Raw genomic sequence first — 21,914 nt, forward strand, 5'->3', positions numbered from 1 at the left:
CCGGGTCTCGGGGCACAGGGCGGGCACGGCGTGAGACGGCGGGCGGTCAGTCCGGAGTGAGGGTGCCGTCGGTGAGGGCGTCGAACATGCCCTGGGCGAGCTGGGTGCCCACGTCGGCGGCGAGGACGAGGGCGGCCTCGAAGTCGGCGAGGCGGCGGAAGTGGAGGCCGTAGCGGCGCTGGGCCTCCAGCGGCAGCCGCGGGAGCTGGAGGCGGCGCACGTCGAGGCGGGAGGCGGTGGAGGCGTAGCTGCTGGCCTGCCGGGTGTTGGCGGTCGAGCGCAGGAACCCGGCCACGAACCAGGGGTCGAGGGCGTTCGGGTCGGGACGGAGCAGGTAGAGCGGCTTGGCCAGGGTCTCCCCCGCGCGGTCGGCGGCGACGACGTAGGCCGCGCCCCGGCCCTGGACGGGGATGACGACGTCGCCCTCGCGGGTGACGGCCGGCTCCCCCTCGGAGCCCCCCGAGCCCCCGGAGCCGCCGGCTCGCAGCTCCAGGGCGCCGCCGCGGACGAGTTCGCCCACGGTGGTCAGCGTCCAGCGCGGCCCGTCGTCGGTCACGGGCCCGGCGGCGGGGGCGAGTTCGAGAGTGCGACGCAGGGTGCGGTCCAGCCTCCCGCGCATCCCGGTGAGCGCCTCGACGTCCGCGGTGCCCCCGGCCGGGGGCAGATGGCGGGCCGGGGCGAGGTCGACGTCGTCGTCCAGCAGGTCGATGACGGGCCGGGTGCCGCACACGCCGGGCTCCTCGGGGACCGGGCTTCCGGCGTCGAAGGCCCGCCACGCGGCGAGGACGGTGGCGCTCAGCTCCTCCCAGGGCAGCGGGTCCCGCCCGCTGCCCTGGTGCCGGGTGCTGGTGTCCAGCAGGAGGAGGTGCGGGTCGGGGGAGACGGGCCCGCCGGGGGCCCGCAGGACCCACAGGTGGAGCGGGAGGCTGTGCGGCGGTGCGGCCCCGGCGGGCAGCGCGACGACGGCCCGGAGGGCGCCCCGGCGCAGCAGCGCGGCGCGGATGCGGCGGCCGGTGCGGCGGGACGCGGCTGCGGGCGGCATCAGCAGGACGGCGGTGCCGCCGGGCCGCAGCCGGGCCAGCGCGTGCTGCACCCAGGCCAGCTCGGACTCGGTGCGGGCGGGCAGGCCGTAGGCCCAGCGGGGGTCGTAGGCCAGTTCGTCGTGGCCCCAGTTGCGTTCGTTGAACGGCGGGTGGCACAGCACGGCCTCGGTGCCCGGCTGTTCACCGAGGGGGGTGCGCAGGGCGTCCTCGGTGCGCACGTGGACGGCGACGGGACGCGGCGTTCCGTCGCACAGGGTGAGGCGGAGGGCGGCGAGCCGGGCGAGGGCGGGGTCGCTCTCCTGGCCGTACAGCTCGACGGCGCCGGTGCCCTGGCGCAGGGCGGCGGCGAGCAGTTCGGCGGAGCCGCAGGCGGGGTCGAGGACGGTCGCGGCGGGGCCGGCGAGGCGGGCCATCAGGTCGGCGGCGGGCGGCGGGGTGAGCGTGTAGGCGCGGGGGTTGGCGTCGAAGTAGCGGCCCAGGAGGAAGGCGAAGGCCTCGCCGGGGCCCAGTTCGTCGGCCAGGGCGGGCAGCCCGGGGACGGCCTCGGCGGCGTGCGCGGGTGCGGGTGCGTGCGCGGAATCCGGTGCCAGAGCCGAGGCGGGAGCGGATGCCGGTGCGGTACCGCCGGTACGCCGCAGCAGGTACTCCCCGGCCCGCGCGAGGGCGCCCGCGACGCCCTCGGGGGCGGCCTCGAGGTGCTGCCACACCTTCTCCCGCAGGGGGACCTCGGCGAGCTTGCCGTGGGCGCGCAGCCACTCCTCGACCTCCGCGAGGGCGAACGCCGGGCTGGTCTCGGTGCCGCCGACGGGTTGCGGGAAGTGCGGGTAGCGGCGGCGCCAGTTGCTGACGGCGGCCCGTCCCACTCCGGCGAGGCGGGCGATCCCGGCCGCCGTCACCTCGGGCACGTCTGGCGAGCTCTGCGACACGTCACCGGCCTCTCTCGGGTGGCTGCTGGGGTTCGTTCGAGCATACCCGGAGAGCGGTTCACAGCACCGTTCACTCGGTGAACTCACAGAACAGCGTGAACCGTGTTGACTCGATTCACAGACTCTGCTGTTATTAACCCACCGGTTCACAACGAGCCGCACTGACGAAGTCCGTCATGGAATCGAGGGGTACAGCCATGTCCGTGAACACCACCCGCACCCGTACGCTCATCGCCGCCGTGGCCACCGCCGTCCTCGCGGTCGGCGGACTGACCGCCTGCGGCACGGACGACGAGCCGACCAAGGAGAGCAAGCCCTCCAGCAGCAGCGAGGAGAAGACCGGGGGCGAGACGAAGGACGGGGACAAGAAGGGCGAGGAGAAGTCCGACGAGAGCGGCGCCTACGCCGCCGGGGACACCGCCGTCTACGACAGCGGCCTCAAGATCACCGTCTCCGCGGCCGAGGGCTACACGCCCGACGAGTACGCCGTCGGCCACACCGAGGGCAACACGGCCCACAAGGTGACCGTCACCCTGGAGAACACCGGCGACGAGAACGTCTCCGCCGACCTCATCACCGTCAGCGCCCGCGCCGGCGAGGACGGCGTCGACGCCGAGGAGATCTTCGACAACACCGTCGGCTCCGGCTTCTCCGGCGAACTGCTGCCCGGCAAGAAGGCCACCGCCGTGTACGCCTTCGACGCCCCGGCCGACGCGAAGGTCCTCGACCTGGAGGTGGAGCTGATCGACTTCACCACCGCTCCGGCCCAGTGGAGCCTGCAGCTCTGACCCACGGGCACGCCGGCCCCGGCCGGTCCGCCGAGGGCCCTTCCCAGAACCCCGCCGGGAAGGGCCCTCGTCTCCGTCGTCGCCCCAGGGCCGCCGCCCGCACCGGGCCGCCCCAGCGCGGTTCACCGCGCCTCCTCAGGGCGCGGGTCAGGAGCCCAGCACCGTGGCCAGGAACTCGCCCGTCCAGGCCAGCAGGTCCCGGCCCACCACCGGCTTGCCGCCGATACCCCCGGCCTTGGGGCGCGGCACCAGCACCTGGCCGGCCGCCGCCTTCACCACCGAGCCCGGGTAGACGCGCTTCAGCCGCAGTTCCTGCGACTCCCGCAGCTCCACCGGGCCGAAGCGGATCTTGTTCCCCTGCAGCGTGACGTCCGTGACCCCGCACGAGCGGGCCAGCATCCGCAGCCCCGCCACCAGGAGCAGGTTCTCCACCGGCTCCGGCAGCGGGCCGTAGCGGTCCGCCAGCTCCTCGCGCACCGCCGCGATGTCCTCCTCCGAGGTGGCGGCGGCGATCGAGCGGTACGCCTGCAGTCGCAGCCGCTCCCCCGGCGCGTAGTCGTGCGGGACGTGCGCGTCCACCGGAAGCTCGATCTTCACCTCCAGCGGCGGCTCCTCCGCGGCTCCGCCGGGTTCTCCCTCCAGCGAGGCCCGGAAGTCCGCCACGGCCTCGCCGACCATCCGCACGTACAGGTCGAAGCCGACCCCCGCGATGTGCCCCGACTGCTCGCCGCCCAGCAGGTTTCCGGCCCCGCGGATCTCCAGGTCCTTCATGGCCACGTACATACCCGCGCCCATCTCGGTGTGCTGGGCGATCGTGGCCAGCCGCTCGTGCGCCGTCTCCGTCAGCGGCTTCTCCGGCGGGTACAGGAAGTACGCGTACCCGCGCTCCCGGCCCCGGCCGACCCGGCCGCGCAGCTGGTGGAGCTGCGACAGGCCGAAGTTGTCGCCCCGCTCGACGATCAGGGTGTTCGCGTTGGAGATGTCGATCCCGGACTCCACGATCGTCGTCGACACCAGCACGTCGAACTTCTTCTCCCAGAAGTCCACGACGACCTGCTCCAGCGCCGACTCCGACATCTGCCCGTGCGCCGTCGCGATCCGCGCCTCCGGCACCGCCTCGCGCAGCCGCGCCGCCGCCCGGTCGATCGACTCCACCCGGTTGTGGATGTAGAAGACCTGGCCCTCGCGCAGCAGCTCCCGGCGGATCGCCGCCGCGATCTGCCGCTCCTCGTACGGACCGACGAAGGTCAGCACCGGGTGCCGCTCCTCCGGTGGCGTCGTGATCGTCGACATCTCCCGGATGCCGGTCACCGCCATCTCCAGCGTGCGCGGGATCGGCGTCGCGGACATCGTCAGCACGTCCACGTTCGCCCGCAGCTTCTTCAGCTGCTCCTTGTGCTCGACGCCGAACCGCTGCTCCTCGTCCACGATCACCAGGCCGAGGTCCTTGAACTTCGTCTCCGAGGAGAACAGCCGGTGCGTGCCGATGACGACGTCCACCGAGCCGTCCCGCAGCCCCTCCAGGACCGCCTTCGCCTCCGCGTCCGTCTGGAACCGCGACAGCGCCCTCACCACGACCGGGAACTGCCCGTACCGCTCGGAGAACGTCCCGAAGTGCTGCTGCACCAGCAGCGTCGTCGGGACGAGGACGGCGACCTGCTTGCCGTCCTGCACCGCCTTGAACGCGGCACGCACGGCGATCTCCGTCTTGCCGTAGCCCACGTCGCCGCAGATCAGCCGGTCCATCGGGGACGGCTTCTCCATGTCCGCCTTCACCTCACCGATCGTGGTGAGCTGATCCGGCGTCTCGGCGTACGGAAAGGCGTCCTCCAGCTCCCGCTGCCACGGCGTGTCGCCGCCGAACGCGTGCCCCGGCGCCGCCATCCGCGCCGAGTACAGCTTGATCAGGTCCGCGGCGATCTCCTTGACCGCCTTGCGCGCCCGCGCCTTCGTCTTCGTCCAGTCCGCGCCGCCCAGCCGGTGCAGCGAGGGCGCCTCACCGCCCACGTACTTGGTGACCTGCTCCAGCTGGTCCGTCGGCACGAACAGCCGGTCCCCGGGCTGGCCGCGCTTGGCGGGCGCGTACTCCACGACCAGGTACTCGCGCGTCGCGCCCTGCACCGTGCGCTGCACCATCTCCACGTAGCGGCCCACACCGTGCTGCTCGTGCACGATGTAGTCGCCCGCCTCCAGCGTGAGCGGATCGATCGTCTTCCGGCGCCGCGCCGGCATCCGGGCCGCCTCCCGGCCCGCCGCCTTCTGCCCCGTCAGATCCGTCTCCGTCAGCACCGCGAGCCTCAGCTCCGGCGCGACGAACCCGCGCTCCAGCGCACCGCACGACACCTGCACCAGCGAGGGCGCCAGCTCCGCCAGCTCCTCGTCCAGCCGCGCGGGCACCCCCTCCCCGCTCAGCACCTCCACCGTGCGGGCGGCCGGACCGTGCCCCTCGGTCAGGTACACGCACCGCCAGCCGTCGGCCAGCCAGCCCTTGGTGTCCGCCAGCGCCCGCGCCGTGTCACCCCGGTAGGACTCCGCGGCCCGCAGGCCCAGCCGCACCGTGTCGCCGTCGTCCAGCCCCAGTTCGGCGTCCGCCGTGAACGGCGACACCGACCACCACAGCATGCCCAGCTCCCGCGCCCGGTCCCGGACGTCGGCGATCGACCACAGCGAGGCCGCGCCCACGTCCACCGGCGCCTGACCGCCGCCCGCCGTCGCCGCCCACGACGCCTCCAGGAACTCCCGGCTCGTCGCCACCAGGTCCGCCGCCCGGGCCCGCACCCGCTCCGGATCGCACACGACCGCCATGGCGCCCCGCGGCAGCACGTCGAGCAGCAGCTCCATCTCGTCCACCAGCACCGGGGCCAGCGACTCCATGCCCTCCACCGCGATACCCTCGGCGATCTTGTCCAGCAGCTCGCCCAGCTCCGGATGCGCCTCGGCCAGCGCCGCCGCCCGCTCCCGCACTGCGTCCGTCAGCAGCAGCTCCCGGCACGGCGGTGCCCACAACCCGTGCTCCGCCACCTCCAGCGACCGCTGGTCCGCCACCTGGAAGTAGCGGATCTCCTCGACGTCGTCACCCCAGAACTCGATCCGGACGGGGTGCTCCTCCGTCGGCGGGAAGACGTCGAGGATGCCGCCGCGCACCGCGAACTCGCCGCGCTTCTCCACCAGCTCCACCCGCGAGTACGCGGCGGCCGCCAGGCCGTCCACGACCTCGCCCAGGTCAGCCGACTCGCCGGTGCGCAGACTCACCGGCACCAGCTCGCCCAGCCCCTTGACCTGCGGCTGCAACACCGAGCGGACCGGGGCCACCACCACCGACACCGGGCCGGTGCCCGCCTCGTCCACGGCCTCCGGGTGCGCCAGCCGGCGCAGTACCGCAAGCCGCCGGCCCACCGTGTCGCTGCGCGGCGACAGCCGCTCGTGCGGCAGCGTCTCCCACGCCGGGAACTCCGCCACCCGCTCCGGCGGCAGCAGCGAGCGCAGCGCCGCGGCCAGGTCCTCCGCCTCGCGCCCCGTGGCCGTCACGGCCAGCACCGGGCCGGGGCCGCGGCGCGCCAGCGCCGCCACCGCCAGGGGGCGCGCCGACGACGGCCCCACCAGATCCACCTCACGACGCCGCCCCGCGACGGCGGCCTCGACCGCCTCGCGCAGCCCCGCATCGGCAACCACCGCATCGAGCAGACCGGACAGGCTCATGGCTTGGTGTTTTCTTCCGTCCTCGGACAACACGAAGGACCCGACACGCGAGCGGGCCGGGGCTGCCCAGCGTACGCGCTCAGGGCGACAACGGCCGACAGACGACCACGGCCGGCACGCGTGGCCGAGCCCGCGGCCGCCCCCCGCGCGGCCCGCGCCCCCGAAACGCCGCGGCCCCGGCACGGGAAGCCCGTACCGGGGGGCGTGGCGTGTGCGGCCGCACGCCCTCGCGGCGGCCGCACTCCGCCTAGTCGGTGGCGATCGCGTTCAGCACGTTCATCCGGCCGGCCCGGAAGGCCGGGACCAGCGCCGCCAGCAGACCCACGACCGCGGAGCCCAGGAACACCGTGACGATCGTCGGCCACGGGATCTCCAGCGTGCGCAGGCCCTCCAGGGCCAGCAGCTGCTGTCCCGCCACGCCCCAGGCCAGGCCCAGGCCGAGGCCCAGCAGCGCACCGAACAGGGCGATCACGACCGCCTCCAGCCGCACCATCCGGCGCAACTGGCGCCGCGACAGCCCGACGGCCCGCAGCAGCCCGATCTCCCGCGTCCGCTCGACCACCGACAGCGCGAGCGTGTTCACCACGCCCAGCACGGCCACGATGATCGCCAGCGCCAACAGCCCGTAGACCATGGTCAGCAGCTGGCCCACCTGGTCCTCCAGGAGCTGCTTGTACTCCGCCTGGTCCCGCACCTCGTACTGCGGGTAGCTCCTGAGCTCGGCCTTCAGCGCCTCGTAGGCCGCGCTCTCGCCGCCCTCGACCGCCGTGCCGAGCATCATCATGTTCAGCGGCATCAGGTCCCGCGGAATGTGCGCCTCCGCCGTCGCCAGCGCCAGGTACATCTGGCCCTGGTCGATCATCGTCTCGGCCGACGTCACCGCACGGATCTCCAGCTCCGCGCCCTCCCCACCGGGGAACAGCACCTCCAGCCGGTCCCCGACACCGAGCCCGTGCTCCGTGGCGAACTCCTCGCCCACCGACATGCCACCGGCGGTGACCGCCTCCGACAGCTCACCCTCGACCGTCTCCGCCCGCACGTCCTGCGCGTACGTCGGCGAGACCGCCGAGACGTCCCCCGGCACGCGCTCACCGTCCGGCAGCCGCAGCTCCGTGCCGGACAGATAGCGGTACTCCGTGACGTGCTCCAGCAGCGGCAGCCTTTTGACGGACTCCGCCACCTGCGGCGTCACCGGCTGGCCCCCCGTGCTCGTGACGATGAAGTCCGCCCCGACCGAGCGGTCCACCTCGTCCCGGCCCGAGGCCACCAGCGAGGAACCCACCACCGACAGCCCCGCCACCAGGGCCAGACCGATCATCAGCGCGGCCGCCGTGGCGCCGGTACGCCGCGGGTTGCGCAGCGCGTTCCGCTCCGCGAGCCGGCCCACCGGTCCCCACACCCGCAGCACGACCACCGACAGCGCCCGCACCACGACCCGGGCCAGCAGCGGACCCACCAGCACGAAGCCCAGCAGCGACAGCAGCACGCCCAGCGCCAGGTACATCGACCCCGGCCCGGCCTCGCTCGCCGTCCCCGCCGCGACGAGCGCGGCCGTTCCGGCCACCGTCAGCACCGTGCCGGAGACCGCGCGCAGCGTCCCGGAACGACCGTCCGCGGACACCCCCGCGTCGCGCAGCGCCGCCATCGGCGAGACCCTGCCCGCCCGGCGTGCCGGCAGCCACGCCGCCAGCAGCGTCACGACCACCCCCAGCACCAGGCCGACCACCGGCGTCGTCCACGCGATCGTCAGGTCGTCCGTGCTGAGGTTCATCCCCATCAGGCCCATCAGCTCCATGAGCCCGACCGCGATCCCCACACCGACCCCGATGCCGACCAGCGAACCCACGACGCCCAGCAGCAGCGCCTCGACCACCACCGAACGGCCCACCTGCCGCCGCTCCGCGCCGAGCGCCCGCATGAGCCCCAGCTCACGCGTACGCTGCGCCACCAGCATCGAGAACGTGTTGACGATGAGGAACACGCCCACGAGCACCGCGATCCCCGCGAAGCCCAGCAGCGCGTACCGCATGACGTCCAGGAAGCCGCCCACGTCCTCCTGGTTCTCGGCGGCGTACTCCTCGGCCGTCTGCACCGACAGCCCGTCCTCGACGGCCGCCACCACGTGCTTCTTCAGCAGCTCGTCCGTGACCCCGTCCGCCGACAGCACGGCCACCGACGTGAACACCTCGCCGCCGCCCAGCAGCCGCTCCTGCACGACCTCCGTCGGGTAGTACAGCGCCGCGGCGCCGGGGTTCGTCATCTCCCATTCGGCGATGCCCGACACCTTCGAGGTGAACTCGCCGAACACCGAGATCGTGCGCAGCTCGTCGCCGAGCCCGATGCCGTGCTTCTCGGCGGTGTCGGCGTCGACCATCACCTCGTCGGGCCCCCGCGGCGGATGACCGGCCGACACCTTCATCGCCCGGCGGTCCAGCTCCGTCCAGTTGCTGGCGAGCGTCGGGGCGCCCGTCGTCGGGCCGATGTTCTCGCCGTCCCCGTCCACCACGGTGACGGCCATGCTCATCGCGACGCCGAAGGCCGTCTCGGCGCCCTTGACCTCCCCGGCCCGCTCGACCACCGAGGCCGGCAGCGTGTCGGGGCGGCCGTTCGACGGCAGCTCGTCCTCACCGCCGCCGCCCTCGCGCTCCTCCGGCGACACCATCACGTTCGGCGCCGTGTCGCCGAACAGCTTGTCGAAGGTGGTCCCCATCGTGTCCGTGAACACGAGGGTCCCGCAGACGAACGCGACGGACAGCACCACCGCCATGCCGGACAGCACCATCCGGCCCTTGTGCGCGAAGAAGTTGCGCAACGACGTCCGAACGATCGTCATGACACCCGCCCGACCGTGTCGAAGGCCTTCATCCGGTCCAGCACCATCTCGGCCGTCGGCCGCCGCATCTCGTCCACGATCCGGCCGTCCGCCAGATACAGCACCCGGTCCGCGTACGCCGCCGCCACCGGGTCGTGGGTGACCATCACGATCGTCTGCCCCAGCTCGTCCACCGAACGGCGCAGGAAGCCCAGCACCTCCGCGCCCGCACGCGAGTCCAGGTTGCCCGTCGGCTCGTCACCGAAGATGATGTCCGGCCGTGCTGCCAGCGCCCGCGCCACCGCGACCCGCTGCTGCTGACCGCCCGACAGCTCGTTCGGCCGGTGCTTGAGCCGCTGCCGCAGCCCCACCGTCTCGACCACCCGGTCCAGCCACGCCTTGTCCGGCTTCCGCCCGGCGATGTCCATGGGCAGCGTGATGTTCTCCATCGCGCTCAGCGTGGGGAGCAGGTTGAACGACTGGAAGACGAAGCCGATGTGGTCGCGGCGCAGCCGCGTCAGCTTCTTCTCCTTCAGCCCGGTGATCTCGGTGTCCCCCACCCAGATGCGCCCCGAGGAGACGGTGTCCAGCCCCGCCAGACAGTGCATCAGCGTCGACTTGCCGGAGCCCGACGGGCCCATGATCGCGGTGTACGCGCCTGCGGCGATGTCCACGTCGACCCGGTCGAGGGCGACCACCTCCGTCTCCCCCGAGCCGTACGCCTTGACGACCTGTCGCGCCTGCGCCGCGACGGCCGTAGGCCCCCCGGTCCCGCCGGACCCCCCGGACGTGGCGTCCGCTACAGCCGTAGTCACGGTGTTCTCCCTCTGATCGCGTTCGTGTTGGTGACGTGCGTGGCGTGCTGAGTCGAGCCTCGTACAGGCAGGGGGCGCGCCGCGATGGTGTCTGTCGGTCTGTCGACCGGGGGCTTTCCCCACCCCTCGACCACGCCCTAACCGTAGGAACGCGGGCCCCTCGTCCTCGTCGTACGCAGGGACGAACGGTGCCCGGGCCCGACCCTGCCCCGCCCCTTAGGGGAAGCCTCGCCCCTCCCCTGACGTCAGGCGCAAGCGGTGCGCGACAGGGCAACACGAAGGGCCCCGGCCGACGATCGGCCAGGGCCCTCCACGAACTGCTCCCCCGCCAGGACTCGAACCTGGAATGATCGGACCAAAACCGATAGTGTTGCCAATTACACCACAGGGGACCACGTAAAGGTCAATTCGGACATCCGTTACTGGTGGCCGAACTGACGCCCTCCACTATGCCGTACCACCAGCCCTCAATGCGACGGCAGAGATCAGCACCGTCAAGAACGACCCCCCGGAGGCAGCCACGATGACGTGTATCAGCCGTCAGCCGCGCGGCCTTCGGGTTGTGCCGCTTGAGGCTCGTCTTCTGGAGATGCGAGACCGGCACACCGACCTGCCCCGCCCGGAATCGCTCGGCGGCGGCCACGTCTGCGGACTCATGACATGCACACAGAGCGAGGGTGGGCACACGCCCGTAGGTCGAGAACGCGGTCGATTCACCGGTGCGAGCGAGGAATGAACGGCTCCGGTTCCCGGGGGCGCGCCGTGCGCGAACGCGCAGGTGATCCGCCTCGGGCGCCGCCGGGAAACGGCTGGCGCGGGGTCTTAGGGTGGTCGGTATGACCGAGTCGGGGGCTGAGGTGCCACGGGGGCGGGCGGGACCGTTGTGGTGGAGACGCAGACGCGCCGCCGTGCTGGACGTCTCGCTGGGCGTCGTGTCCGCTGTGGAGTGCGCGGCCGAGGGGGTTCCGTTCGCCTCGCAGACCGGCCTGCCGGTCGTCGCGGCGATGCTGCTGGGGCTGTTCGCGGGCGGCTCGCTGGTGTTCCGCAGACGCTATCCGATCGCCGTCGTGCTGGTGGCCATCGCGGTCATGCCCGCGCAGATGGGCTTCCTGCTGGCCACGGTGGCGCTGTACACCCTCTCGGCGACGGATGTGCCGCGCCGGATCATCGCCCTGCTGGCCGGGATGATGGTCGTCGGCTCGTTCGTCGTCACGTATCTGCAGTTCCTGCCGGGCGGGGCGGAGGCCGACGTCCCCGGGCCGCGGTGGTTCCTGCTGCTGCTGGCGGCGCTGCTGTCCGCGGTGACGGTACTGCCGCCGGTGCTGCTGGGGCTGTACGTCGGCGCGCGGCGGCGGCTGGTGGACGCGCTGCGGGAGCGGGCGGACGGCCTGGAACGGGAGCTGTCGCTGCTGGCCGACCGGGCGGAGGAGCGCGCGGAGTGGGCGCGCGGCGAGGAGCGGACGCGGATCGCCCGGGAGATGCACGACGTGGTGGCCCACCGGGTGAGCCTGATGGTGGTGCACGCGGCGGCGTTGCAGGCGGTGGCGCTGAAGGACCCGGCGAAGGCGGCGAGGAACGCGGCGCTCGTGGGGGACATGGGGCGGCAGGCCCTGTCGGAGCTGCGGGCGATGCTGGGGGTGCTGCGGGCCCACGAGGACGACGAGCCCGGCGGTGTGCGGGGTGCCGAGCCCGCGGGTGGCGGGGAGCATCCGCTGGAGCGGGTGGCGCGGTTCGCGGCGGCTGCGGCCGAGCGGGACGCCCTGTTGCGGGCCGACGGGGAGGGGCCGCGCCTGGGCGGGCTGGAGCAGTTGGTGGGGCAGTCGCGGGCGGCCGGGATGGCGGTGGAGCTGTCGGTCGAGGGCGAGGTGCGCTCGTACGGGCCGCAGGTGGAGCAGACGGCGTTCCGGGTCGTCCAGGAGGCGCTGACGAACGTGCACAAGCACGCGGCGGGTGCGGCGACCCGGGTGCGGCTGGCGCACCGGGACGCGGAGGTGGCGGTGCAGGTGGAGAACGCGGCTCCGGCGGCGGGTGTGGTGGACGCGGGGCTGCCGAGCGGGGGCAACGGCCTGGTGGGGATGCGGGAGCGGGTGACGGCGCTGGGCGGTGTGTTCGTGTCGGGGCCGACGGATTCGGGGGGCTTCCGGGTGTCGGCGGTCATTCCGGAGGGCCCGCGCTGACGGGCCCGGGGCCCGGCTCCCGCCGGGCGGCCGTCAGTGCTGGGGGTACTCCAGGCGCTGCGGCCGGGTTCCGGTGACGAGCGTGGCCAGCGCGGAGTCGACGTCGTACCCGAGGTACCAGTCGCCGCTGTGGTCGAGGCTGTAGACGCGGCCCTCGCGGTCGAGGGCGAGGAGCGCGGCGGGTTCGCCGTGGTGGCCCTCCTCGGTGCCCAGCGGGGCGAGTTGGGTGTCGAGGGCGCGGCCGAGGTCGGCGAGGGTGCGGGCCCAGTGGAGCCCGGCGGAGGGGTCGATGACGGCCGGGGTGGGGGCGAGGTGGCGGCCGGGCGCGGTGCCGGCGATGCGGAGTCCGCCGAACTCGGCCCAGGCTTCGACGGCGGCGGGGAAGAGGGCGTGCCGGTGTCCGGCGGGCGAGGCGTGGGCGCGCAGGGCGTCGGCCCAGATCTCGGCCTGGCACATGTCCCAGCGGCCGGGGCGCCAGCCGGCGTCGCGCAGGGCGGCGTCGACGGCGACGGGGAATCGGGTGGTCATCGGCTGGTGCGGGTGGGGTCGACGGCACGGACGCCGAAGTGGGCGAGGAGGGCGTCGCAGGAGCGGCAGGGCGGGGCGTAGGTGCCGTGTTCGGGGTCGCCCTGTTCGCGGATGCGGCGGGTGGTGATCTTGGCGTGCTTGAGGGCCCGGCGGGCGTCACCGCCGGTGAAGGGTTTTCGGGCCGCGCGTTTGGAGCGGGCGGCCTCGGCGCTGGTGAGGTAGCGGGAGATGAGGACGGCTTCGGGGCAGCGTCCGGTGTGACGTTCGCGACGTTCGGTGGTGAGGGTGTCGAGGAAGTCCTGCACGAGGGGGTGGTGCACGGGGGGCGGGCCGGACTTCCCGGCGGCGCAGGTGAGGGTGGTGCCGCGGACGGAGAGGGCGGCGGCCGTCGTCGGCATGATGCCGTCGCGGCGGTGGAGCGGTATGGGCGCGGCGCCGGTCTCGGGGCCGTCTCCCCAGCCGAGCCGGGGGTCGGTGGTGGTGTGGTGCGTCGTCTGCATGGTGGTGCTCCCTCCCCGTTTCGTCCCCCGTCAGGTGGGGTCGACTTTGCCAAATGTTCGCGTGGCAGCGTAAGGCGGGTTCCGTGCCTGGTGTGTCCCGGATCTGTGACAGGCGCCGGGAGGCGGGCGTCGGGTGGGGCCTCGGGGGGAGCGCATACGCTGTGGGCGAGCAGTCGCCACTCACAGGGAGCACCGCCAATGACGACAGGTCGGCTCGGGCAGGAGGCCGCGCCGCCGAATGCGGCGTACGCGGGTCAGGTCGTGCACTTTCCGGACCCGGTGCGCGGTGCGCGCTTCCCGCAGGGGGTGCGGGTGGACGCCTCGGGGTTCCCGTCGTTCACGCCGTACGCGCGGGCGGCGGCGGAGATCGCCGAGCCGCCGGAGGGTTTCGGCGTCGACGAGCTGCGGCTGACGGACTACGTTTCGGCGAACGTGGCCCAGCACGCGGAGGGGCACGAGCTGTGGGCGGATCTGCCGCCGGTGGCGACGCCGCACGGCTGGACGTGGCATCACGTTCCGCACAGCCGCCGGATGGAGTTGGTGCCGGTGGAGGTGAAGGCTCTGCTGCGGCATCACGGCGGTCTGTCGACGGCCGCGGTGGACCACGGCAAGCGGGGCACGCGGCCGCTGCAGGAGACGCGTCCGGCGCACTTCGAGGTGCCGCACCGGGTGGCGGTGCCGGAGGAGAATGTCGCCCAGGTCGAGGAGTCGCTGGGGTACCGGCTGCCCGGTGCCTACCGGTCGTTCCTGAAGGCGGCGGGCGGCTGCGCGCCGGTCGGGGTCGCGCTGGACGCCGAGTTGGGGCTGCTGGTGGACCAGCCGTTCCTCACCGTGCGGGACGAGCCGGCGGTCAACGACCTGGTCTACGTGAACAAGTGCCTGCGGGACCACCTCACGAAGGACTTCCTGGGCGTGGGGTTCGTGCACGGTGGTCTGCTGGCGGTGAAGGTGCGCGGTGAGAGCGTGGGATCGGTGTGGTTCTGCGCGTACGACGACGCACGGGACCGGGACGGTCTCGGGGTGCAGGAGCGCGTGGACGCGCTGCTGCTGCCGTGCGGGGCGGACTTCGACGCGTTTCTGTTGCGCCTGGCGGGGAATCCGCCGGAGCTGGAGACGGTGGCGAACCTGATGGTCGACGGTGGCTTCGCGCGTGCCGTCGCGGTGGAGGGGTGAGCGGGATGGTGACGTTCGCACAGGCGCAGGAGCGGGCGGAGCGCTGGATCAACGGCGGCGTCCCGGCGTACCAGCACCGCGAGGTGAAGGTGCGGGAGTTCGAGCTGGGCTTCGTGGCCTGGGCGGAGGACCGGGCGGACGGGCCGCGGGGCGACGGCGGGCTGGCGCGGCTGGTGATCGCGCGGGACAGCGGTGAGTCGACGCTGTGGCCGGGTCTGTCGGTGGGTGAGGTGATCCGCCGGTATCTGGAGGAGTACGGGACGCGGGCGGAGGCCGCGCCGGAGCCGGCACCCCCGCGGCGGACGGACCTGGAGGCGACGTCGTTCCTGCTGTCGCCGCCGGACTGGCTACAGGAGGCGGCGGACCGGATGGGCATTCCGGACCGCCGGGGCGGTGAGCGGCCGACGGAACCGGCGACCGCGGCTCCCTCGCAGGGCGGTGTGGCCCCGCCCGCACCGGAGCCGCAGCGCGCACCGGAGCCGCAGGTGGCGCAGCCGCCCGCGGAGCCCGCGCGTCCGGTGGTGAGCGGTTGGGCGGACACCTCGGACTCGGGTGAGGGCGAGTCGATCGCCCTGCCGGACACGGTGTTCAGCCCGCCGCTCGGCAGCGGTGACGACGAGCCCGGTGCGGGCGCCGCGCCGGAGCCGCCGGCGCCGGTGGCCGAGCCGCGCACGGAGCTGATGCCCGAGGGCAGCGCGCTGCCGCCGACGAAGCTGTCCCCGGCGCTGGAGCGGCCGGCGGCTCCGCCGGAGGAGGGCGAGAGCATCGCCTACGCGGCGACGAGCAAGGTGAAGCCGACGCCGCGGCCCTCGCGTGGCCGGGGTCCGACGGTGCCACCGCCCCCGGGCGCGCCGGGGGTCCCGGGCGCCGGGCGCAAGCCGCAGGGTGCGGCGGGCTCGGGGAGCTCCGGCGGGGTGGCCGGCGGCTATGTGCCGACGCAGATGGTGTCGGCGGACGACGTGGCGGCGCAGGGCGGTACGGGCGAGCCGGGTCCGGGCACGCCACCGCCGCCGTCCGGTGAGGGCTCGTCGGGCGGCGGTGTGCACCACGCCGCGACGATGCTGGCGGGCCCGCAGGGCGGGCCGGGCCAGGGCGGGCAGCCGCCGGCGCCGCCCGCTCCGCCGGGCCACAGCGGTGGTGACGTGCACCAGGCCGCGACGATGCTGGCGGGCCCGGGGCCGTCCGGTGCCGGCGCGCCCCCTCCGCCGCAGCCGCCGCCGGGGAGCCCGCAGCCGCCGCCGGGCGTGCCGCAGGGACAGCCCGGCGCTCCGCAGGGACACCCCGGTGGGCAGGCGTACGGCTATCCGCAGCAGCCGGGGGTGCCGATGGTCGGTCCCGGGTACATGGCGGTGCTGCGCTATCGCGCTCCGGACGGCTCGGAGCAGCAGCTCATCCGGCGTTCCGCGCCGGGGATGCCACACCCGGAGTGGCAGATCCTCTACGAGCTGCGGTCGATGAACGTGCCGCCGCAGGAGGTGCTGGAGCTCCACACGGAGCTGGAGTCCTGTGATCTGCCGGGCGGTTACTGCGCGCGCATGGTCCGCGAGACGTGGCCGCAGGTGCGGGTGAGCCACACGGCTCCCTACGGCACCGACCACGGGTCGCGGCAGCAGGGCATGCGGCATCTGCTGACGCATCAGGGCGAGCTGCACCAGGTGGCGGACGGTCCGGCGCGCCCGGCTCCGGTGCGGGCGCCGTTGCAGCCGGTGCCGCAGGCCGCGCCGATCCCGCCGGACGGGATCGGGCAGGAGCTGCAGCAGGCGTTCGGCCCGCAGGGCGTGTTCCGGTTCGACCAGCGGGCCGTCTCCCGGCAGGGCGTGCCCGACATCGTCGCGCAGACGCTGATGTGGGCGGGGCTGCCGACGGAGTTCGGCCCGTTCTTCTGGGCGCAGGCCCAGCCGGGTCGGCCGGTGCCGACGCTGGCGGAGCTGGCGCAGGAGCGCGGCGTGCAGCCGGGGCCGGACGCCGGGACGTATCTGGTGATGGGCAGCGACTTCGGCCGCCAGCTGTGCGTGCAGTACGGGACGGCGCACATCGTCGCCGTGCCGCTGGAGGCGGCGCCGAACGGGGCGCCCGCGCCGGCGCAGTTCGTCAACACGGGGCTGCCGGAGTTCGCGCGCTGCCTGGCGATGGCGGGGCGGATGTGGCGGCTGCGCTACGGCCTGACGCCGGATCAGGCGGGCCGCTGGACGGTGGATTTCCAGCAGCAGCTCGCCGCGCTCGACCCGGCGGCGCTGAGCCACCCGGAGAACTGGTGGTCGGTGCTGGTGGAGCAGCTCTGGGACGGGTTGCTGTAGCCCGGGTTCCTTCGCACACGCCTGACGGTGTTCGTCCCGGGATGCGCTGCTATGCCGCATCCTGGGACGACGGACGCGCTCGAGTGGAAGAGGCCTACAGGGATGTCTTCGACGAAGTCACCGCACGGCTTCGACGTCGTACGGGGCCGTGGCTACCGGCCTGCGCAGGTGGACCGGCAGGTCGACGGCCTCCGGCAGGAGATCGAGGAGGCGCGCGGGTCGCTGGCGAGGCTGGAGGTCCTCGCCAGGGAGCTGGGCGAGGAGGCGGAACGGCTGCACGCGGTGGTGGAGGCTCTGCCGCCGCCGACGTTCGAGTCGCTGGGGGCGCGCGCCCAGTCGCTGCTGGCCGAGGTGGAGGCCGAGGCGGCGGCGGTGCGGGGCACCGGCGAGGAGGACGCGGCCCGGCTGCGGGCCGAGGCCGAGGAGGCGGGCCGGGCCGGGCGGGAGGCCGCGGCGGCGGAGGCCGCGCGGGTCCGGTCGGCCGGGACGGAGGCCGCGGACGGGGTGCTGGCCGAGGCCCGGGCGCGGGCGGACGCGCTGCGCGGGGAGGCCCGGGAGGCCGCCGGCCGGGTGCACGGGGAGGCCGAGGAGGCGCTGCGCGAGGTCTCGGAGCGGTGCACGGCGCTGCTGGAGGGCCAGGAGCGGGAGCACCGGGCGCGGCGGGAGTCGGCCGAGGGTGAGCTGACGGCCCGGGAGGCCGAGGTGGAGGCCCGGGTGACGGCGCTGGAGGAGCGTGGCCGGGAGGCGCTGGCGGCGGCGCGGCGCGAGCAGGCGGAGGCGGAGCGCGCGGCGCGGCTGGCCGAGGAGGAGGCGCGGTCCGAGGCCGAGGGGGTGGTGGCCACGGCCCGCGCCGAGGAGGAGCGGGTCGAGGCGGAGACGACGCGGCTGCTGCGGGAGCACGGCGAGGAGGCGGACGAGCTGCGCGAGCACCTGGCGCGGGTGCGGGCCTCGCTGGCGGCCCTCACCGGCCGCGGCCACGTCGCCGACTGAGTTCCGGGCCCGGTGCGCGGTCCGCCGTCCGTGGCCCGCGCGCCGGGCTGGCACCCGGTCCGCGGGGACGCAGCGGTATCCTTCGGGTGACATTCACCCGAAGCCGAAGGGCATACCGTGAGCGCCAACCGCCCGGCAGCCGTCGTCGTTCTCGCAGCGGGTGAGGGCACCCGCATGAAGTCGTCGACGCCGAAGGTTCTGCACGAGATCTGCGGGCGGTCGCTCGTGGGTCACGTCGTCGCCGCAGCCAGGGAACTCGATCCGGAGCATCTCGTCGTGGTCGTGGGCCACGCTCGTGAGCAGGTGGGTTCGCATGTGACGGGGCTGGACGCGGGTGCCCGCACGGCCGTGCAGCACGAGCAGAACGGCACCGGGCACGCGGTGCGCATGGGGCTGGAGGAGCTGGCCGCGGACGGCGTGACGCTGTCCGGGACGGTGCTCGTCACCTGTGGGGACACGCCGCTGCTGACGGGTGACACGCTGGCCGCGCTGGCGGCGGCGCACGAGGGCGAGGGCAACGCGGTGACGGTGCTGTCGGCCCGGGTGCCGGACGCGACGGGGTACGGGCGGATCGTGCGCGGGGCGGACGGTTCGGTCACCGCCATCGTCGAGCACAAGGACGCCACGGAGGAGCAGCTCGCCATCGGTGAGATCAACTCCGGGGTCTTCGCCTTCGACGCCGCGCTGCTGACCGAGGCGCTGGGCAAGGTACGCACCGACAACAGCCAGGGCGAGGAGTACCTCACCGACGTGCTGGGCATCCTGCGCGGGGAAGGCCACCGGGTGGGGGCCGCCGTCGCGGCGGACCACCGGGAGATCGTCGGTATCAACAACCGGGTGCAGCTGGCCCAGGCCCGGCGGCTGCTGAACGACCGGCTGCTGGAGCGGGCGATGCTGGCCGGGGTGACGGTCGTGGACCCGGCGTCGACGTGGGTGGACGTGACGGTGACGTTCGAGCCGGACGCGCTCGTCCACCCCGGTACGCAGCTGCTGGGCTCGACGCACCTGGCCGCGGGCTGCGAGGTCGGCCCGCAGACGCGGCTGACGGACACGTTCGTCGGCGCGGAGGCCGAGGTCACGCACACCGTGGCGGTCGGCGCCCGGATCGGGGGGCAGGCGTCGGTGGGCCCGTACGCGTACCTGCGGCCGGGCACGGAGCTGGGCCTGAAGTCCAAGGCGGGCACGTACGTGGAGATGAAGAACGCGCGGGTGGGCGAGGGCACGAAGGTGCCGCACCTGTCGTACGTGGGCGACGCGACGATCGGGGAGTACACGAACATCGGCGCGGCCAGCGTGTTCGTGAACTACGACGGCGAGACCAAGCACCACACGACCATCGGCTCCCACTGCAAGACGGGCTCGGACAACATGTTCGTCGCGCCGGTGACGGTCGGGGACGGCGCCTATACCGCGGCCGGCTCGGTGATCACCAAGGACGTGCCGCCCGGCTCGCTGGCCGTGGCGCGCGGGCAGCAGCGCAACATCGAGGGCTGGGTGGCCCGCAAGCGGCCCGGCAGTGCCGCGGCACAGGCGGCCCAGACGGCACGCCCGGCGCGGGGTGCGGAGGATTCCGGCATCCGGAAGGCATGACCACCGTCACACCTGCAAAAGGACGGCCCCTGACGAGGTGTGCCCACCGGGGCGTACCGTGATAGGCGCACCACCACCGCAGCCCAAGGAGACACCGCAGTGACCGGGATCAAGACGACCAGCGAGAAGAAGCTGATGCTCTTCTCCGGCCGCGCTCACCCCAAGCTGGCCGAGGAGGTGGCCAGCGAGCTCGGGGTGGACCTGGTCCCGACGAAGGCCATCGACTTCGCGAACGGTGAGATCTACGTCCGCTTCCAGGAGTCGGTGCGCGGCGCCGACTGCTTCCTGATCCAGAGCCACACGGCTCCGATCAACAAGTGGATCATGGAGCAGCTGATCATGATCGACGCGCTGAAGCGGGCCTCCGCGCGCAGCATCTCCGTCGTGATCCCGTTCTACGGCTACGCCCGGCAGGACAAGAAGCACCGCGGCCGCGAGCCGATCTCGGCCCGCCTCATGGCCGACCTGCTGAAGACGGCTGGCGCCGACCGGGTGCTGAGCGTCGACCTCCACGCCGACCAGGTGCAGGGCTACTTCGACGGTCCCGTCGACCACCTGTTCGCGCTGCCGGTGCTCACCGACTACATCGCCAACCGGGTGGACCGGGACAAGCTGACGGTCGTCTCCCCCGACGCCGGCCGGGTGCGCGTCGCCGACCGCTGGGCGGACCGGCTGGGCGCCCCGCTGGCCATCGTGCACAAGCGCCGGGACCCGGACGTCGCGAACCAGGTCACCGTGCACGAGGTCGTCGGTGACGTGGAGGGCCGCGTCTGCGTCCTCGTCGACGACATGGTGGACACCGGCGGCACCATCTGCGCGGCGGCGGACGCCCTGTTCGCCAACGGCGCCGAGGACGTCATGGTCACCGCGACCCACGGCATCCTGTCCCACCCGGCTCCGGACCGGCTGAAGAACTCCCGCGTGAGCGAGTTCGTCTTCACGGACACGCTGCCCACCCCGGAGGCGCTGGACATGGACAAGATCACCGTCCTGTCGATCGCCCCGACCATCGCCCGCGCGGTGCGCGAGGTGTTCGAGGACGGCTCCGTCACCAGCCTCTTCGAGGAGGGCTGACCGGAGGGCCGGGCCCCCGGGCCCGGCCCTCCGATTTACGCTGCGGCCTCCCGGCCGGGTACCCTGAGCGGGTTGCTCGGCGAGGGAGGCCGCACCGTTCTCACGGCGCGGTGGTCCGTAATCGACGCGCTCTTCGTAGCAGGCCGTTCGTGGCCGGGTGACGTGTAGCGATTCACCCCAGACGAGGAGCGAACGTCATGTCCGAAGTGAAGCTTTCCGCCCAGGTCCGCACCGAGTTCGGCAAGGGCGCGTCCCGCCGGCTGCGGGCCAAGGAGCAGGTCCCCGGCGTGATCTACGGCCACGGTGCCGAGCCGGTGCACGTCGTCATCCCCGCCTACGACCTGATGATGGCCCTGAAGACCTCGAACGTCCTGATCAACCTGGACGTGGAGGGCAAGAAGGAGCTGTGCATCCCCAAGGCCGTGCAGCGTGAGGCCATCCGCGGCTTCCTCGTCCACATCGACCTGCTCACGGTCAAGAAGGGCGAGCAGGTCGACGTCGAGATCCCGCTGGTCACCGAGGGCGACCTGGCCCCGGGCCAGCACATTCTCGAGCACTCGCTCAACGCCCTGCCGGTCCACGCCGAGGCGACGCACATCCCGGAGTCGGTCACCGTCTCCGTCGCCGGTCTGGCCGCCGGTGACAGCGTCCTGGCCAAGGACGTGAAGCTGCCCTCCGGCGTCACCCTGGCCGTCGACGGCGACACCACCGTCATCCAGGTGCTGGCGGCGCAGGCCGAGGCCGCCGAGGAGGGCGAGGGCGAGGGCGCCGAGTGACGCCCGGGGGTGTTGCCGGGACACCCCCAGGGCCGGGCCGCAGCCTCCTGCGGCCCGGCCCGTAGTGTGTGCATCCCCCGGGGGCCGCGTCGGCCCCCGGAACCAGGCGCAGGGAGAAGCAGGCATGAGCGAGTCCACCACCGGCCCCTGGCTGATCGCCGGGCTCGGCAACCCGGGCCCCGGGTACGCGGGGAACCGGCACAACGTGGGCTTCATGGTGGCCGACCTGCTGGCCGAGCGGATGGGCTCGGCGTTCAAGGCGCACAAGGCCCGGGCCCAGGTCGTCGAGGGCCGTATCGGCCCACCCGGTCCGGGCAGCCGGCGCGTGGTCGTGGCCAAGCCCATGACGTACATGAACCTCTCCGGCGGCCCGGTGACCGCGCTGGCCGACTTCTACAAGGTGCCGGTCGAGCGGATCGTCGTCGTCCACGACGAGCTGGACATCGACTACGGCGCGCTCCGCCTCAAGCTGGGCGGCGGGGACAACGGCCACAACGGCCTGAAGTCCATCACCAAGTCGCTGGGGAACGGGTACCACCGGGTGCGCTTCGGCGTGGGCCGTCCGCCGGGCCGGATGGCCGTCGCGGATTTCGTCCTCAAGGACTTCGGCTCGGCCGAGCGCAAGGAGCTGGACTACTTCGTCGACCGTGCCGCCGACGCCGCCGAGTGCCTGGTCATCGACGGTCTGCCGCGCGCCCAGAACACCTACAACACCTAGGCGACACC

At 73.6% G+C, this 21,914-nt stretch carries 15 protein-coding genes and 1 tRNA gene; 9 read left to right on the forward strand and 7 right to left on the reverse strand.

Annotation, left to right across the window (positions count from 1 at the left end; genetic code table 11):
• Nucleotides 1-46: 46 nt before the first annotated feature.
• Complete coding sequence (locus tag O7609_RS08120; RefSeq protein ID WP_269734283.1) at nucleotides 47-1,969, reverse strand: N-6 DNA methylase; 1,923 nt, start codon at nucleotides 1,967-1,969, stop codon at nucleotides 47-49.
• A 197-nt stretch (nucleotides 1,970-2,166) separates the two neighbouring features.
• On the opposite strand from O7609_RS08120, the gene O7609_RS08125 reads away from it, so the two are divergent.
• Complete coding sequence (locus O7609_RS08125) at nucleotides 2,167-2,757, forward strand: DUF4352 domain-containing protein (protein ID WP_269734284.1); 591 nt, start codon at nucleotides 2,167-2,169, stop codon at nucleotides 2,755-2,757.
• Between the two features lie 147 nt (nucleotides 2,758-2,904).
• Here the strand turns inward: O7609_RS08125 and mfd are convergent, their stop codons facing one another.
• The 4 genes from mfd to O7609_RS08145 form a co-directional block, all read right to left on the reverse strand.
• Nucleotides 2,905-6,456, reverse strand: a complete 3,552-nt coding sequence (gene mfd, locus O7609_RS08130; RefSeq protein ID WP_269743330.1) for a transcription-repair coupling factor — start codon at nucleotides 6,454-6,456, stop codon at nucleotides 2,905-2,907.
• Nucleotides 6,457-6,703: 247 nt separating this feature from the next.
• Complete coding sequence (locus tag O7609_RS08135) at nucleotides 6,704-9,289, reverse strand: ABC transporter permease (protein WP_269743331.1); 2,586 nt, start codon at nucleotides 9,287-9,289, stop codon at nucleotides 6,704-6,706.
• Complete coding sequence (locus O7609_RS08140; RefSeq protein ID WP_269734287.1) at nucleotides 9,286-10,083, reverse strand: ABC transporter ATP-binding protein; 798 nt, start codon at nucleotides 10,081-10,083, stop codon at nucleotides 9,286-9,288. Before O7609_RS08140 ends, O7609_RS08135 begins: the two co-directional genes overlap by 4 nt.
• Nucleotides 10,084-10,403: 320 nt before the next feature.
• Nucleotides 10,404-10,475, reverse strand: a tRNA-Gln gene (locus O7609_RS08145).
• 444 nt (nucleotides 10,476-10,919) lie between these two features.
• Here O7609_RS08145 and O7609_RS08155 point away from each other — a divergent pair.
• Entirely contained in the window at nucleotides 10,920-12,260 is a 1,341-nt protein-coding gene (locus O7609_RS08155) for a sensor histidine kinase (protein ID WP_269743332.1), read from the forward strand.
• A 33-nt stretch (nucleotides 12,261-12,293) separates the two neighbouring features.
• On the opposite strand, the gene O7609_RS08160 is transcribed toward O7609_RS08155, so the two are convergent.
• On the reverse strand, nucleotides 12,294-12,788 hold the full coding sequence (locus O7609_RS08160) for an SUKH-3 domain-containing protein (protein ID WP_269734289.1): 495 nt from the start codon (nucleotides 12,786-12,788) through the stop codon (nucleotides 12,294-12,296).
• Nucleotides 12,785-13,288: a YwqJ-related putative deaminase gene (locus O7609_RS08165; protein WP_269734290.1), complete on the reverse strand. Its 504-nt coding sequence runs from the start codon at nucleotides 13,286-13,288 to the stop codon at nucleotides 12,785-12,787. Before O7609_RS08165 ends, O7609_RS08160 begins: the two co-directional genes overlap by 4 nt.
• 198 nt (nucleotides 13,289-13,486) lie before the next feature.
• On the opposite strand from O7609_RS08165, the gene O7609_RS08170 reads away from it, so the two are divergent.
• The 7 genes from O7609_RS08170 (at nucleotide 13,487) to pth (ending at nucleotide 21,906) form a co-directional block, all read left to right on the forward strand.
• Entirely contained in the window at nucleotides 13,487-14,461 is a 975-nt protein-coding gene (locus tag O7609_RS08170) for an SMI1/KNR4 family protein (protein WP_269743333.1), read from the forward strand.
• Between the two features lie 5 nt (nucleotides 14,462-14,466).
• The gene (locus O7609_RS08175; RefSeq protein ID WP_269743334.1) at nucleotides 14,467-16,758 is read left to right on the forward strand and encodes an SUKH-4 family immunity protein; all 2,292 of its coding nucleotides are present in this window, start codon (nucleotides 14,467-14,469) and stop codon (nucleotides 16,756-16,758) included.
• 102 nt (nucleotides 16,759-16,860) lie between these two features.
• Nucleotides 16,861-17,748, forward strand: coding sequence for a cellulose-binding protein (locus tag O7609_RS08180; RefSeq protein ID WP_269734293.1), 888 nt, complete (start codon nucleotides 16,861-16,863; stop codon nucleotides 17,746-17,748).
• A gap of 117 nt (nucleotides 17,749-17,865) precedes the next feature.
• Entirely contained in the window at nucleotides 17,866-19,338 is a 1,473-nt protein-coding gene (glmU, locus tag O7609_RS08185; RefSeq protein WP_269734294.1) for a bifunctional UDP-N-acetylglucosamine diphosphorylase/glucosamine-1-phosphate N-acetyltransferase GlmU, read from the forward strand.
• Nucleotides 19,339-19,437: 99 nt separating this feature from the next.
• Nucleotides 19,438-20,412: a ribose-phosphate diphosphokinase gene (locus O7609_RS08190; RefSeq protein WP_269734295.1), complete on the forward strand. Its 975-nt coding sequence runs from the start codon at nucleotides 19,438-19,440 to the stop codon at nucleotides 20,410-20,412.
• A gap of 197 nt (nucleotides 20,413-20,609) precedes the next feature.
• Nucleotides 20,610-21,188, forward strand: coding sequence for a 50S ribosomal protein L25/general stress protein Ctc (locus O7609_RS08195; protein ID WP_269734296.1), 579 nt, complete (start codon nucleotides 20,610-20,612; stop codon nucleotides 21,186-21,188).
• 124 nt (nucleotides 21,189-21,312) lie between these two features.
• Complete coding sequence (pth, locus tag O7609_RS08200) at nucleotides 21,313-21,906, forward strand: aminoacyl-tRNA hydrolase (protein WP_219088501.1); 594 nt, start codon at nucleotides 21,313-21,315, stop codon at nucleotides 21,904-21,906.
• The last annotated feature ends 8 nt before the right edge of the window (nucleotides 21,907-21,914 follow it).

The sequence above is a fragment of the Streptomyces sp. WMMC1477 genome (assembly GCF_027460245.1).
Lineage (GTDB): Bacteria > Actinomycetota > Actinomycetes > Streptomycetales > Streptomycetaceae > Streptomyces.